The organism is Niveispirillum sp. FG156 (assembly GCF_057809555.1).
The window spans coordinates 43,466-56,215 of record NZ_JBMDKE010000009.1; the positions used below are offsets into that span (position 1 = coordinate 43,466).

The 12,750-nt window shown below is 65.3% G+C and carries 11 protein-coding genes; 10 read left to right on the forward strand and 1 reads right to left on the reverse strand.

Translation table 11 applies throughout. The features are described from left to right. The first annotated feature begins 63 nt into the window (after window positions 1-63). Window positions 64-1,413: a sodium-dependent transporter gene (locus tag ACODSP_RS07325; protein WP_488964969.1), complete on the forward strand. Its 1,350-nt coding sequence runs from the start codon at window positions 64-66 to the stop codon at window positions 1,411-1,413. Between the two features lie 111 nt (window positions 1,414-1,524). On the opposite strand, the gene ACODSP_RS07330 is transcribed toward ACODSP_RS07325, so the two are convergent. Then, on the reverse strand, window positions 1,525-2,487 hold the full coding sequence (locus tag ACODSP_RS07330; protein ID WP_488964970.1) for a LysR substrate-binding domain-containing protein: 963 nt from the start codon (window positions 2,485-2,487) through the stop codon (window positions 1,525-1,527). A 299-nt stretch (window positions 2,488-2,786) separates the two neighbouring features. Between ACODSP_RS07330 and ACODSP_RS07335 the strand changes: the two genes are divergently transcribed. The 9 genes from ACODSP_RS07335 (at window position 2,787) to ACODSP_RS07375 (ending at window position 12,743) form a co-directional block, all read left to right on the forward strand. Then, window positions 2,787-4,265, forward strand: coding sequence for a 2-hydroxymuconic semialdehyde dehydrogenase (locus ACODSP_RS07335; RefSeq protein WP_488964971.1), 1,479 nt, complete (start codon window positions 2,787-2,789; stop codon window positions 4,263-4,265). A gap of 11 nt (window positions 4,266-4,276) precedes the next feature. After that, a complete protein-coding gene (locus ACODSP_RS07340) occupies window positions 4,277-5,038 on the forward strand; it encodes a hypothetical protein (RefSeq protein WP_488964972.1) in 762 nt (253 codons plus the stop codon). Beyond that, window positions 5,038-5,823, forward strand: coding sequence for a 2-keto-4-pentenoate hydratase (locus tag ACODSP_RS07345; protein WP_488964973.1), 786 nt, complete (start codon window positions 5,038-5,040; stop codon window positions 5,821-5,823). The genes ACODSP_RS07340 and ACODSP_RS07345 overlap by 1 nt, the downstream gene beginning before the upstream one ends. Further along, on the forward strand, window positions 5,820-6,254 hold the full coding sequence (locus ACODSP_RS07350; protein WP_488964974.1) for a RidA family protein: 435 nt from the start codon (window positions 5,820-5,822) through the stop codon (window positions 6,252-6,254). Before ACODSP_RS07345 ends, ACODSP_RS07350 begins: the two co-directional genes overlap by 4 nt. Beyond that, window positions 6,248-6,787: a 3-hydroxyanthranilate 3,4-dioxygenase gene (locus ACODSP_RS07355; RefSeq protein ID WP_488964975.1), complete on the forward strand. Its 540-nt coding sequence runs from the start codon at window positions 6,248-6,250 to the stop codon at window positions 6,785-6,787. Before ACODSP_RS07350 ends, ACODSP_RS07355 begins: the two co-directional genes overlap by 7 nt. Further along, a complete protein-coding gene (locus ACODSP_RS07360) occupies window positions 6,784-7,779 on the forward strand; it encodes an amidohydrolase family protein (protein WP_488964976.1) in 996 nt (331 codons plus the stop codon). Before ACODSP_RS07355 ends, ACODSP_RS07360 begins: the two co-directional genes overlap by 4 nt. A 151-nt stretch (window positions 7,780-7,930) precedes the next feature. Further along, entirely contained in the window at window positions 7,931-9,337 is a 1,407-nt protein-coding gene (locus ACODSP_RS07365; RefSeq protein WP_488964977.1) for an efflux RND transporter periplasmic adaptor subunit, read from the forward strand. Continuing rightward, window positions 9,334-11,316, forward strand: coding sequence for a MacB family efflux pump subunit (locus ACODSP_RS07370; protein ID WP_488964978.1), 1,983 nt, complete (start codon window positions 9,334-9,336; stop codon window positions 11,314-11,316). Before ACODSP_RS07365 ends, ACODSP_RS07370 begins: the two co-directional genes overlap by 4 nt. A 23-nt stretch (window positions 11,317-11,339) precedes the next feature. Then, window positions 11,340-12,743 carry an efflux transporter outer membrane subunit gene (locus tag ACODSP_RS07375; RefSeq protein WP_488964979.1) on the forward strand — a complete coding sequence of 468 codons (1,404 nt, stop codon included), beginning with the start codon at window positions 11,340-11,342 and terminating at the stop codon, window positions 12,741-12,743. Window positions 12,744-12,750: the final 7 nt, after the last annotated feature.

Consider the following 12,750-nt stretch of genomic DNA (forward strand, 5'->3'; position numbering starts at 1 on the left):
CCCGGCCTTCGCCGGGGAGGCGGGAAGGGGGGATCGGATAAGCAACCCAAGCAAGGCCCACCCATGTCCAGCCAACCCCGTGAGCAATGGTCGTCGCGTCTGGCCTTCCTGTTGTCGACCATCGGGTCGGCGGTGGGGTTGGCCAATATCTGGCGTTTTCCCTACACGGTCGGCACGGGCGGCGGGGCGGTGTTCCTGCTGACCTTCCTGCTGTCGGTGGCAGCATTGGCCCTGCCGCTGCTGATCGCCGAACTGATGGTGGGGCGGCGATATCGGGTGTCCCCGCCCAACGCCATCCGCGCGGCGGCAATGGAGGCCGGGGCCAGCCCGCGCTGGCGCTATCTGGGGCTGGCGGGGGTGGCGGCGGCCATTCTAGTTCTGTCCTTCTACAGCGTCGTGGGCGGCTGGGTCATGGCCTATATCCTGGACCCGGCGGCGGACAGCGCCGGCATTGCCCAGGCCCGGTTCGACGGGCTGGTCGGTGATCCGGTCCGCCTGTTCGCCTGGTCCAGCCTGTTCCTGTGGGCGACCGTCGCCATTTCGGCGCGCGGCATCACGGGTGGGGTGGAACTGGCCAACAAGGTGATGACGCCCATCCTGTTCCTGCTGCTGCTGGCCATGGCGGGATATGCCATGCTGGTGGGCGATGTCGCGGCGGCGGCCCGGTTCCTGTTCAAGCCTGATTTCAGCAAGGTGACGCCTGACGTGCTGCTGGATGCTTTCGGGCAGGCCTTCTTCGCCCTGGGCGTGGGGGCGACCAATCTGATGGCCTATGGTTCCTATATGGACCGCGGGGAGAAGGTGATGCGGTCGTCGGTCATCATTGTGGGATCGGCGGTGTTCGTGTCGCTGCTGTCGGGTTTTGCCGTGTTCCCGGTGCTGTTCGCCATGGGGCTGGACCCGGCGGGCGGCCCGGCGCTGACCTTCGTCACCTTGCCCTATATGTTCGCCCATATGCCGGGTGGGGTTGTGGTGGGTGTGGCCTTCTTCGTGCTGCTGTTCGCGGCGGCCATTACCTCGGCCATCTCCATGATGGAGGCGCCGGTATCCTTCCTGACTGAACGTCTGGGCTGGAAGCGGGCGCATGCAGCCCTGCTGTCGGGTGGGCTGTCCTGGGGCCTGTGTATCCTGTCGGTCCTGTCCTTCAACATCTGGTCGGATGTGAAGCCGCTGGCCTGGGCGGGTTTGCTAAATGACAAGACCTACTTCGGCCTATTCGATTACCTGACCTCCAACGTGGTGCTGCCCGGTGGCGGTTGCCTGATCGCGGTCCTGGTCGGGTGGAAGATCAGCCGGGCGGTACAGGCGGGGGAGTTGGGGGAGGGTTTGGCCTTTCGGGCCTGGCGCTTCTGCATCCGCTGGCTGGCGCCCTTGGCCCTGGCCGTGATCTTCGCGGCGAAGGTGATGGAGTAGCGCGGATTAGCGAAGCGTAATCCGCGGAGCCACGGTGCCGTATTTCCGCGGATTACGGCTGCCGCCTAATCCGCGCTACGAAAGGGGGCTCGACAGCCCCCTTTTCCGCATTCAGGCCATTTCACGATCCGCCGACACATCCTTGGCCACGCGGCGCAGGGCACCCGCGAAGTATGTGGCCGCCGGTGTCAAATCCACGCCAGTGCGCAGGGTGATGCCCACCGGCCCCAGGGCGGTGCGCAGATTGACGGGAAGGCGGACCAGACCGGGCTGACTCTGCACCACCTGATAGGGCATGGCGGCGACCATGTCGGTTTCCAGCAGCAGGGTGTGGTTGGTCAGGATGGAGACCGATTCCACGGTCTTGATCGGCGGCTGCAGCCCCGCCTTGCGGAAGGCGGTTTCGATCTGGCGGCGCAGGCTGGTCTGCGGCGGGGGCAGGATCCATTCCTCATCCATCAGGTCGGCCAGGGTCAGTTCGCCCCGTCCGGCCAGCGGATGATCCTTGCGCGCCACGATGGATACCGGCTCGTAATACAGCACCTCCTGCGACAGACCATCCCGCTCCCGATATTCGGGCAGGCGGCCCACCACCATGTCCAGATCACCGACGCGCAGCATGGGCATCAGCTTGTCGTTGGTGCCCTCCACCACCTGGATATTGATGTTGGGCCGTTCCTTCTTCAGCAGGACGATGGCGCGCGGCAGCAGGGTGGGGGCGGCGGCCAGAAGCGTGCCCACCGCGATCTTGCCGGTGGTGCCGGTATTCAGGGACACCAGCTCTTCCGACGCGTGCCGAAGCTGCGACAGGATCAGCTTGGCATGGCGCACCACCACGTCGCCGAACAGGGTGGGCGTCACCCCGCGCGAGGTGCGGTCGAACAGATCCATGCCCAGCGTCTGTTCCAGTTCGCGGATGGTCTTGGTGGCCGCCGGCTGCGCCATGTTCAGCACCTGGGCCGCGCGCAGGATATTGTTATGTTCGGCTACCATCACCAGCAGCTGCAATTGCTTGAATTTCAGCCGCGCCCGCAGACGGTTTTCCAGGACCAGCGGCGTCAGGTTCAGGCTCATGTTTTCCTCCGTGCCCCGTGCATCATGGCTTTCCCTTTTTTCGTCATCCCGGCGAAAGCCGGGACCCAGCATAAGGCGCGGTTAGCGCCGATATGAGTCATGCCGCGGCTGACGCCGCTGAGCTGGGTCCCGGCTTTCGCCGGGATGACGAGGAAGAAGCATCCTCATCAGCTATAGCTATTCCCATATATCGGATCACTGAAATGGTATTTTTCTATTATACAAGCCCCCGATAGCGTGGAACCCATCAGGCCGCGCGGGCAGTCACTGCCCCGGCAGCAGAGAACGGGTTTCGTTCCATGTCCCACCACGCCTATCCCTTTCAGGGCCGCACCATCCCCGCCTATATCGGCGGGCAGTTCGTGACGGCGGGGGACAGTTTCCTCAACATCTCCCCCATCGATGGCGCGACCCTGGCGCGCGTGCATTTGTCGGACAGGGCAGAGGTGGACAGCGCGGTGAAGGCCGCACGGGCCGCCCTGCATGGCCCCTGGGGCCGCATGCCGGTGCGTGACCGCGTGGCCCTGCTGCGCGCTGTGGCCAACGGCATCCGCGCCCGGTTCGATGATTTCGTGGCCGCCGAGGTGGCGGATACCGGCAAGGCGCTGCATCAGGCGCGCAGCATCGACGTGCCGCGCGGGGCCGCCAATTTCGACCTGTTCGCCGATCTGGCCCTGACGCGCGGGACGGAATGTTTTCAGACCGATACCGCCGATGGGCGCGGGGCCGTGAATTATACGATTGCCAAGCCGCTGGGCGTGGTGGCCGTTGTATCGCCCTGGAACCTGCCCTTGTTGTTGCTGTCGTGGAAGCTGGCGCCGGCGCTGGCCTGTGGGAATACCGTGGTCGCCAAACCGTCGGAGGATACACCGTCCACGGCGGCGCTGCTGGCCGAGGTGATGCATGCGGCGGGTATGCCGCCCGGCGTCTTTAATCTGGTGCATGGGTTCGGGCCGGACAGCACAGGCGAATTCCTGGTCGGGCATCCCGGCATCGACGCCATCACCTTCACCGGTGAAAGCGGCACCGGCAGCGCCATCATGCGCAGTGCAGCGGCGGGCGTGAAACCGGTCAGCTTCGAACTGGGTGGCAAGAACGCCGCCATCATCTTTGCCGATGCCAATTTCGACGATGCCGTGGCCGGCACGGTGCGGTCGGTGTTCAGCAATTGCGGACAGGTCTGCCTCTGTTCCGAACGCGTCTATGTCGAACGCCCGGTCTTTGACCGGTTCGTGGCCGCGTTGAAACAGCAGGCGGAGGCGATCCAGGTTGGCAGCCCCTATGACGGGGCGGAGATGGGGCCGCTGATTTCGGCCAAGCATCGCGACAAGGTCGTCTCCTACTTTGATCTGGCAAAGCAGGAAGGCGCCACCACTATCACGGGCGGCGGGGTGCCGCGTTTCGGCGACCATCGCGATCACGGTGCCTATGTGCAGCCCACCATCATCGCGGGCCTGCCCGAGGATGCGCGCTGCGTGAAGGAAGAGATTTTCGGCCCCATCTGCCACATCGCCCCCTTCGATAGCGAGGAGGAGGTGATCGCCAAGGCCAATGACAGCCGTTACGGCCTAGCTGCCGCGCTGTGGACCCGCGATGTGCAGCGCGCCCATCGGGTGGCGCACGCGCTGGAGGTCGGGATCGTCTGGGTCAATGACTGGTTCCTGCGCGACCTGCGCACACCGTTCGGCGGCGTCAAGTTCTCCGGCATCGGGCGGGAGGGGGGGCAGCATTCGCTGTCCTTCTATTCCGAACCCACCACCATCTGCATCAAGCTGTAAGGCTGGCGTCCATGTCCAGGCCCACCCATTCACCCCGGCATATCGTCATCCAGGACGTGACCCTGCCGGCCCTGCGCTCCCGGTTTGGGCATGAGGCGTTGAGCCTGCTTGCCCGTGCCCTGGACGGGGTGGGGGTGGATGGGATCGTGCTGCCGGCTGGTGACTGGGCCTTGGCCGGATTGCTGGCGGATGACGGGCTTCGCGCTGTGCTGTCGATGCCGGTGGCGGATGTCATGGCGGTGGAGCGGGCACGGACACTGGGCATCCGAGCCATTCGCGTTCCTGTCGGCAATCTGGAATTGGCGGCGCCCATCATCGCTGCCGGCCACGAAGCCGGTCTGCATGTCACGGCACTGCCCATTGATGGGCATCTTCACTGCCCCGGCGATCTGGCCCGTCAGGCACAGGCATTGGAAGGGTTAGGGGCGAACTGCATCCATGTCGTGGACGCGGTCGGGGTGCTGGATATGGATGGGGTTGCCGCTCGCCTGCGTGCCTTTGACCGGCTGCTGTCGCCCGCCACCGAACGCGGGATCAGCGCCAGCCATGATGTCTCCCTGGCCGTCGCCAATGCCCTCGTCGCGGTACAGAACGGGGCCGTGCGCGTCGATGCTGCCCTGGCCGGCGGTACCAATCCGCTGGCCCATTTCATCACCGCCGCCACGCGCAAGGGCTGGCGGCACGGCTGTGACCCGCAGGCGCTGGTCCAGGTGGCCGGCATGCTGGGCTGTGGCCCGATCAACCCGGAATTCGTGAAGGAAAGGGCCGCCTGATGGACCTGATCAACCAATGCGCCACCACGCTGGATGCCGCCGCCGTCGCGGCGCGTGCCACGGCGCAGTTCTCCACCACCGGCATCGCCCTGACACTTGATCAGGCCTATGCCGTGCAGGCGGCGCTGGTGGGCCGCCGGATGGAACGCGGGGCCCGCATTGTCGGAGTGAAGATGGGTTTCACCAGCCGGGCCAAGGCCATCCAGATGGGGGTCCATGACCAGATCTGGGGACGCCTGACCGCCGATATGGAGGTGGCCGATGGTGGTTGTCTGTCTTTCGGGCATTTCGTTCATCCGCGCGTCGAACCGGAGGTGGCCTTCCGGCTGAAGGCGCCGCTGTCCGGCATCGTGACGCCTGAACAGGCGCTGGCCGCTGTCGACGGTGTTGCTGCTGCGCTGGAGATCATCGACAGCCGCTATCGCGATTTCAAATTCTCTCTGGCCGATGTGGTGGCGGACAATGCCTCTTCCGCCGCGTTTGTGGTGGGACCCTGGCAAGTGCCGGGGGGAGACCTGCGCGCGCTGGACATGGTGATGTCCATCAATGGTCAGACCCGGCAGACAGGCAGCAGTGCCGCCATCCTGGGTGATCCGCTGCTATCGCTGGTAGCGGCCTCCCGGCTGGCCGGTGACGCTGGCATCACGCTTCAGCCCGGCTGGATCGTCCTAGCCGGGGCGGCGACGGCGGCAGAGGCACTGGCTCCTGGTGATCATGTGACGCTCGAAGCCCAGGAACTGGGCCGCGTCGAATTTCAGATGACGGCAGAAGGATCGGCAGAATGAGCAGCGATGCCATGGTCATCGAGGGTCGGGCGGTACCCAGGGGACGCTTCCCCCATTTCCGCCGGGCCGGCGATTTCATCTTCGTTTCCGGCACCAGTTCACGGCGCCCCGACAATTCCATCGCCGGCGCCACGGTCGATCACCTGGGGGCCACCGACCTGGATATCCGTATCCAGACGCGGGCGGTGATCGAGAATATTGGCGGTATTCTGGAAGCGGCAGGCGCCAGCCTGCGCGACGTGGTGGAGGTCTCCACCTTCCTGGTCGATATGAATGATTTCAACGGGTACAACCAGGTCTATGGCGAATATTTCGACCAGGAGGGGCCGGCGCGGACGACGGTGGCGGTGCATCAGCTGCCGCACCCGCATCTGCGTATCGAGATCAAGGCCGTGGCCTATAAGCCCCTGAAGGGAGGAACGATATGCTGACCTATGGCCTGCCGCTGAATTTCGCGAAATGGATCGAGGAGCATCAGCACCTGCTGCGCCCCCCGGTCGGCAATGCCCAGATCTGGTCGAACGCCGATTTCATCGTCACGGTCGTAGGCGGCCCCAATCAGCGCACCGATTACCATGTCGATCCGCTGGAGGAATTCTTTTACCAGATCAAGGGCGACATGGTGCTGCGCCTGTGGGTCGACGGTGGTCCCAAGGATGTGCCCATCCGGGAGGGGGAGATTTTCCTGCTGCCCCCCAATGTGCCGCATTCCCCGCAGCGCCCGGTCGAAGGCTCCATCGGTCTGGTTATTGAGCGCCAGCGGCCCGACGGTCTGCTGGACGCGTTCCAATGGTACTGCGACTGCTGCGGCGGCATCGTTCACAAGGCAGAGGTGCAGCTGTCCAGCATCGTCAAGGACCTGCCCCCCATCTTCCAATCCTTCTATGACAATGTTGAAAAGCGCACCTGCCCGTCCTGCGGCACGGTCCATCCGGGCAAGGTGGCGAAGGCAGGTGCGGCATGAAGATCATCGATATGCACAGCCATTTCGTGCCGGAGAACTGGCCCGATCTGGCCGAACGGTTCGGCACGGTGCGCAACTGGCCCTGGATGCGCCATCATGGCGGCGGGCAGGCCATGATCATGGTGGGGGAGGAGGAGTTCCGCCCCATTGATGAGCGCTGCTGGAACGGCCAGGCCAAGCTGGCCGACATGGATCGCGACAATGTCGATATCCAGATCATGTCGGCCACGCCCGTCCTGTTCGGCTACACGCGCCCCGCCGAACAGGCGCTGGACTGTGCCAAACTGTTCAACGATGCCGCCCGCGATATCTGCGCCGCCGATCCGGCCCGCCTGAAATCCCTGTGCCAGGTGCCTTTGCAGGATATCGACAAATCCTGTGCGGAGGTCAGCCGCGCCATGAAGGACGGCCATCTCGGGGTGCAGATCGGCAACCATGTGGGGGACAAGAACCTGGACGATGCCGGCATCGTCACCTTCCTGCACCATTGCGCCGATATCGGCGCGCCCGTTCTGGTCCATCCCTGGGACATGATGGCGCGCGAACGGATGCCGAAATATATGCTGGCCTGGCTGGTCGGCATGCCCGCGGAAACCCAGCTGTCCATCCTGTCGCTGATCATGTCGGGCGCGTTTGAACGGTTGCCGAAAAGCCTGACACTGTGCTTCGCGCATGGCGGCGGCAGTTTCCCCTATCTCCTGGGTCGGGTGGACAATGCCTGGACCCACCGCGACATCGTGCGCAAGGATTGTCCCAACCTGCCATCCTCCTATGTCGATCGGTTCTTTGTGGACAGTGCGGTATTCAATCAGGCTGCCCTGTCGCTGTTGGTCGCTACCATGGGGGAGGATCGGGTGATGCTGGGGTCCGACTATCCGTTCCCGCTGGGTGAACAGCGGGTGGGTGCCCTGGTGCGCGGTCATGATGGGTTGTCGGCCCCGGCCAAGGCCAAGATCATGGGCGGCAATGCCGCGCGCTTCTTCGGTCTTTGACAGGGACGGCACGACGTAGCGTCCGGCGGGAATGTTCACCCGCCGGACACGGGTTCCCAGATGACAAAAATTTAAACAATTTTCTCCGCAGGGTCTTCGCATGTGCGGCGTATAAGGGGGGTAATCCAACCTGTCTGCCGAAGAAGTGAAGATGCAGCCTGCCGCCTCCGCCACGACCAAGGCCCCTGCCAAACCGCCCGGCCCGCGTTCCAGACGTTCCCTGTTCCGCCGCCGCAATATCCTGCTGGGCTTGGCCATTCTGGCCGTTGCCACCGGTGTCTACTGGTGGCAGTCCGGCGGATCGACGGGCGGCGATGCGGCATCCGATCTGATGACTACCGCCATCGACCACGGCAACATCGAAGATAACGTAACCGCCGTCGGTAATTTGCAGCCGCGCGATTACGTGGATGTCGGCACGCAGGTGTCGGGTCAGTTGCGCAAGGTCCATGTGGAGATCGGCCAGCAGGTCAATCAGGGCGACCTGCTGGCCGAGATCGATCCCACCGTCTATCAGACGCGGGTGGAGGCCGACCGTGCCCAGCTGGAAAATCTGGGTGCGCAGTTAATGCAGCGGGAGGCCGAATTGGCCCTGGCGCAGCAGCAATATAAGCGGCAGAAGAACCTGTTGGCCGAAAACGCCACCAGCGAGGACACGTTCCAGAACGCGGAAAAGACCCTGCGCGCGGGGGAGGCGGCGGTGAAGGCGGTGAAGGCCCAGATCCGCCAGACCAATTCCACCCTGCGCGGGGATGAGGCGAATTTGGGCTTCACCAAGATCTATGCCCCCATGTCGGGCACGGTCGTGTCGCAGAATGCCAAGCAGGGCCAGACCCTGAACGCCAACCAGTCGGCGCCCATCATCCTGCGCATCGCCGATCTGTCGGTGATGACGGTGACGACCCAGGTGTCGGAGGCCGACGTGTCGCGCCTGCGCCTTGGCATGCAGGCCTATTTCACCACCCTGGGCCGCCCCGACCGCCGCTGGCGCGGGACCCTGGCCAAGATCAACCCGACGCCGGAAGTGGTGAACAATGTCGTCCTCTACAACGCGCTTTACGATGTGGAGAATACGGGCGGCGAATTGATGACGCAGATGACGGCGCAGACCTTCTTCGTGGTCGCCGCCGCCGAGAATGTGATCCGCGTTCCCGTCGCCGCCTTCCAGCGTCCGCCCATGCGTGCCCCCGGTCCCGCCGGTGGTCCGCAGCAGGCAGGCGGTCAGCCGCAGGCCAATGCCCCGGGCGGCACGCCACCCGCCGGTGCCAATGGCGAACGCCGCCGCCGCGACGGTGCCGCACCCGCCGGTGCGCCGCCGGGCGATGCCGGTGCGCGCGAACGGCCTCGCATGGTGCAGGTGCTGAAGGCCGACGGTACGGTGGAGGATCGCCGCATCATGATCGGCGTCAGCGACCGCGTGAATGCAGAGGTCGTGTCGGGCCTTGCCGAAGGCGATCAGGTGGTGGTGGGCCGCAAGCCGTCCGCCGGCCAGTTGAAGGCTCAGCAGCAACAGCAGCAGCAGAACATGCAGCGCATGCGCCCGCCGGGGATGCTATGAGCACGCCGCACAGCCGGGGCGATGCCACCCCCCTGATCGAACTGGTGGATATTACCAAGACCTATTCCAACGGGGAGATGGCGGTTCAGGTGCTGAAAGGCATCTCGCTGAAAATCTATCCCGGTGAATTCGTCGCCATCATGGGACAGTCAGGGTCGGGCAAATCGACCCTGATGAATATCCTGGGCTGTCTGGACCGTCCGACGACGGGCAATTACCTGTTCGACGGGCGCGACGTTTCCACCTTCGACCGCGACATGCTGGCCATGCTGCGGCGGGAAGCGTTCGGCTTCGTGTTCCAGTCCTACAACCTGATCCCCATGTCCACGGCGGTGGAAAATGTGGAAGTGCCCGCCATCTATGCCGGCCTGGGCCGCGACCAGCGGCGGGAGAGGGCGGAAGAACTGCTGAATACGCTTGGCCTGTCCGAACGCATGGACCATAGGCCCAGCCAGCTGTCGGGTGGGCAGCAGCAGCGTGTCTCCATCGCCCGCGCCCTGGTCAATGGCGGTCAGGTCATCCTGGCCGACGAACCGACAGGCGCCTTGGACAGCCGCAGCGGTGTGGAGGTGATGAAGCTTCTCTCCGATCTGGCGGCCAAGGGCCATACCGTCATCCTGATCACCCACGACCGCGACGTGGCCAACAATGCCCGCCGTCTGGTGGAGATCAAGGACGGCCAGATCGTGGCCGACCACCCGACCGACCATGCGCTGGAAAGCCCGGCCCCGCCGCCTGTCGCTGCCCGCACCATCCAGGTGCCGGAGGAGGGGGAGGATACGGGCTGGACGGCCAAGGAAGTGCTGGAAGCCTTCCGCATGGCGCGGCGCGCGCTGTCGGCCAATCTTTACCGCACCGTCCTGACCCTGCTGGGCATTGTCATCGGCGTGGCCTCGGTCGTCACCATGCTGGCGGTCGGCAACGGCTCGCAGAAGGCCATGGTGGAACGGATCAGCGCCATGGGCACCAACCTGCTGGTGATCCGGCCCGGCGCGCCGGGCCAGCGCAATGCCAACGGGCTTGCCACCCTGGTCCCCGATGACGCCACCGCCATCGCCAAGGTGGCCAATGTCGTGGCCTCGGTCCCGGAATATACGGGCGGCATGACGGCGCGTGCCGGCAATCTGGACTATCAGACCCAGATCACGGCCACCAGCCCGGATGTGCAACTGGCACGGTCATGGGAGCCGTCCAGCGGCACCTTCTTCGATCAGGCGGCGATGGACCAATATGCGCCTGTGGCCGTGATCGGGCAGACGGTGGCCAATATCCTGTTCCCCGGACAGGACCCGGTTGGCCGCTATATCCTGTTGCGTAATGTGCCGTTTCAGGTGATCGGCGTCATGTCGCCCAAGGGCGCCAGCCCCGTGGGCCAGGACCAGGATGATGTGGTCTTCGTGCCCCTGACCACCGGTTCCTACCGCCTGTTCGGGCGGCGCGACCTGCGTTCCATCACGGTTCTGGTCGATGATCTGGCCATGATCGATGAAACCCAGGCGATGATCACCAGCCTGCTGACCACGCGCCATCAGGCGGAGGATTTCCAGATCCGCAACACCGCCTCCTTCATCGACACCTTGTCGGCAATGCGGGAGACGATGACCATACTGCTGGGCTCCATTGCCGCCATCTCCCTGCTGGTGGGTGGGATCGGGGTGATGAACATCATGCTGGTCAATGTCACCGAACGCACGCGGGAGATCGGCATCCGCATGGCCACCGGTGCCCGCGCCCGCCATGTGATGCAGCAATTCCTGCTGGAGGCGCTGTTGGTTTCCGCCTTGGGCGGGGTGATCGGCGTGGTGTTGGGCATCGGCGTCTCGCTGTTCCTGACCATCTTCAAGGTCGATATCCAGCTGACCTTGCCGCCCATGCTTCTGGCCTTCTCCTGCGCCTTCGCCACCGGCCTGATCTTCGGCTACACGCCCGCCCGGCGCGCGGCCCTGCTGGATCCCGTTGTGGCTTTGGCCGCCGACTGACCTCTTTTCCGGATCGTCCACGCATGATCGTCAGACATTCCCGCCTGTTCTTGTCGCTGCTGCTGTCCGGCACCCTTCTGTCGGGCTGCGCGCAGGGCGATTATGGCAGCACGGCCAGCCCCGTCGCCCCGCCCGCCGTCTGGACACAGGCCGATGGTGCCAATGCCGCCAGCCCCTGGCCCGCCGCCGATTGGTGGGGTGGCTTCGGGTCGGCGGAGCTGGTGTCGCTTCTGGCTGACGCACGCAAGGCCAACCCCGACCTTGCCGCCGCTGCCGCCCGCCTGTTGCAGGCCGATGCCCGCGCCCGCGCGGCGGGGGCCGACCTGCTGCCCACCGTCAATGCCAGCGCCGGGATCAGCCGACAGGAAACCGACCTGTCCGGTGCCGGCGGACGGTCGGGCCGCAGCAGCGCCAATGCCGGCCTTTCCGCCAGTTATGAGCTGGATTTCTGGGGGGCGAACCGCGCCGCCGCCGACAGCGCCGCCATCAGCGCGGCGATCAGCCGGCTGGATCAGGAAACGGTGGCCCTGACCGTCACCTCCACCGTCGCCAATACCTATTTCCAGGTGCTGTCCCTGCGTGACCGCATCCGCAGTGCCGAGGAGAACATGACCTTGGCCGAACGGGTGATGGCCGTCGTCGATGCCCGCTTCCGCAATGGTGCCGCCACGGCGCTGGAGGTGGCGCAGCAGCGCACCGCCCTGACCAGCCAGCGCGCCACCCTGCCGGCCCTGCGGCAACAGGAACTGGCGGCATCCAACGCTCTGGCCGTGCTGCTGGGCCGCGCGCCCGCCGACCTGTCGCTGTCGGCCACGGGACTTGGTGGCCTGGGCCTGCCGGCTACGGGGGCGGGTGCCCCCGCCGATCTGCTGGAACGCCGCCCCGACCTGAAGGCCGCGTCGAAACAGCTGGAAGCTGCCGGTGCCGACATTGTCGCGGCCCGCGCTGCCCTTTACCCGTCCGCCACCCTGAACCTGTCCGGCAATCTGACGGGCGGTGGCCTGTCCAGTCTGGTCAATGCTCCTACTGCCGTCGCCAATGCCGGTCTGTCGCTGGCCCAGAGCCTGTTCGATGGTGGCCGCCGCAGCGCGCAGGTGGAGGTGGCGCAGGCCCGGCGCGTGGAACTGGTGGAAACCTACCGCAAGGCCATCCTGACCGGCTTCTCCGACGTTGAAACGGCCCTGGCCGCCGCCCGCAACGCCGAAAAGCAGCGAGTCCTGCAGGAAGAGGCGGTGCGTCTGGCCCGTGAACTGTTCCGCCTGGCCGAAACCCGCTACCGCGAGGGGGCGACCGACCTGCTGACCCTGCTGGACGCCCAACGCTCTCTCCTTTCGGCGCAGGATCAGCTGACCCAGGTCCGCCTGTCGGAGATGCAGGCAGCCATCTCGCTCTACCGGGCGCTGGGCGGGGGCTGGTCGGCGGCGTGATGCTTGC

Coding starts and splice junctions, on each gene's coding strand:
- ACODSP_RS07330 (WP_488964970.1), bottom strand. CDS start 2,487: ATGAGCCTGAACCTGACGCCGCTGGTCCTGGAAAACCGTCTGCGGGCG.
- ACODSP_RS07365 (WP_488964977.1), top strand. CDS start 7,931: ATGCAGCCTGCCGCCTCCGCCACGACCAAGGCCCCTGCCAAACCGCCC.
- ACODSP_RS07375 (WP_488964979.1), top strand. CDS start 11,340: ATGATCGTCAGACATTCCCGCCTGTTCTTGTCGCTGCTGCTGTCCGGC.
- ACODSP_RS07370 (WP_488964978.1), top strand. CDS start 9,334: ATGAGCACGCCGCACAGCCGGGGCGATGCCACCCCCCTGATCGAACTG.
- ACODSP_RS07360 (WP_488964976.1), top strand. CDS start 6,784: ATGAAGATCATCGATATGCACAGCCATTTCGTGCCGGAGAACTGGCCC.
- ACODSP_RS07345 (WP_488964973.1), top strand. CDS start 5,038: ATGGACCTGATCAACCAATGCGCCACCACGCTGGATGCCGCCGCCGTC.
- ACODSP_RS07335 (WP_488964971.1), top strand. CDS start 2,787: ATGTCCCACCACGCCTATCCCTTTCAGGGCCGCACCATCCCCGCCTAT.
- ACODSP_RS07340 (WP_488964972.1), top strand. CDS start 4,277: ATGTCCAGGCCCACCCATTCACCCCGGCATATCGTCATCCAGGACGTG.
- ACODSP_RS07350 (WP_488964974.1), top strand. CDS start 5,820: ATGAGCAGCGATGCCATGGTCATCGAGGGTCGGGCGGTACCCAGGGGA.
- ACODSP_RS07355 (WP_488964975.1), top strand. CDS start 6,248: ATGCTGACCTATGGCCTGCCGCTGAATTTCGCGAAATGGATCGAGGAG.
- ACODSP_RS07325 (WP_488964969.1), top strand. CDS start 64: ATGTCCAGCCAACCCCGTGAGCAATGGTCGTCGCGTCTGGCCTTCCTG.